Annotated in this window: 1 protein-coding gene; it reads right to left on the bottom strand. The window is 61.5% G+C overall.

Going from position 1 to position 234, the window contains the following annotated elements; genetic code table 11:
- Window positions 1–234: FMN-binding negative transcriptional regulator (locus QN399_RS26680; RefSeq protein WP_330201984.1), on the bottom strand; the 234-nt coding region annotated here is incomplete at both ends.

Here is a 234-nt window from a genome sequence, read left to right as displayed (position 1 = left end):
CTGCAAAACCGACGATAGCGCCGAGCATCTTGTCGATGTAGTCGGCAGGTGAGTCCTCCAGCGTCCAGGGTATGGCGCGACCTGCTTCATGCTTCTCTGTCAGCGCGCGAACCAGAACGCGCAGGCGATGGGCGTCATGAAACACCTCGGCAGGCCCGAAAGCGTGGACCGCGAGGTAATTCCAGGTCGGGACCGCTTGGCCGTGTTCAGACTCGCTCGGGTAAAACGACGGAC

The organism is Pseudomonas sp. 10C3 (assembly GCF_036346185.1).
Classification (GTDB): Bacteria; Pseudomonadota; Gammaproteobacteria; order Pseudomonadales; family Pseudomonadaceae; genus Aquipseudomonas.
This window is presented reverse-complemented; position numbering and strand designations above follow the sequence as displayed.